Here is a 707-nt window from a genome sequence, read left to right as displayed (position 1 = left end):
TGAGAAAGCCCATATAAATGGGTAATGTACAAGTTGCTGTAGAAGCATGTTTAGTTCGTCTGATCACAGATACGTTATAAACTATTGTAATACTTTTTTGAATCCGTCAATGCGTAAGTCCTATATACTATTGATTATTTATTATTAAATGCATTAGTTATGAATGGTTATCAAGTAAAAGATATTGAAGTACTGCCTGCGACTTGGTAACTTAAAAGAAACCATCAAGGCTGTAGGCGCCTAAAGCCTTACAAAGAATCAAAGTAGGATTCATTAGATTTTGCCGCTTGAGCCTTACAGATCAGCCAGTTCGCTCCTGTAACGCGATGGTGAAATCCATTTGGCATAGATCTAGATTCTGAAAACAGAATAGGAAGCGAAAGTCCCGAAAACTAGGTCTATGAATTAAGGGTTAGGGGTGGGTAAGAAAGGACAGCCAACGAAAGTTTTGCTGTCCTTTCGTCTATTAGTAACTAAAAAAGAGAGAGTTAACTCCACTGCTGTCCCATAGTTTGCTTTAAATAAAAAAACCTGAGTCCTAACAGTTAAAATATGAGTGTAAACAAACACTTTAACGACTAGGATTCAGGTTTTGTCACATCAGAATACCGTATTTCATGAGCTAATTAAACCTGTTGTGCGACAGGATTTTGAACAACTTGCTAAAGTACACCATGTTGGACAGAAATTTAGAGCGGCTTCCCGGT

Annotated in this window: 1 protein-coding gene; it reads left to right on the top strand. The window is 37.3% G+C overall.

Annotated features, from left to right (window positions below; genetic code table 11):
• Positions 1-592: 592 nt before the first annotated feature.
• On the top strand, positions 593-707 hold a 115-nt coding region (locus tag AC1P5O_RS16735; RefSeq protein ID WP_373687718.1), incomplete at its 3' end, for a DUF4372 domain-containing protein.

This window comes from Prolinoborus fasciculus, from assembly GCF_056724605.1.
The sequence above is the reverse complement of the archived record's forward strand: the minus strand, read 5'-3'. Positions and strand labels throughout refer to the sequence as shown.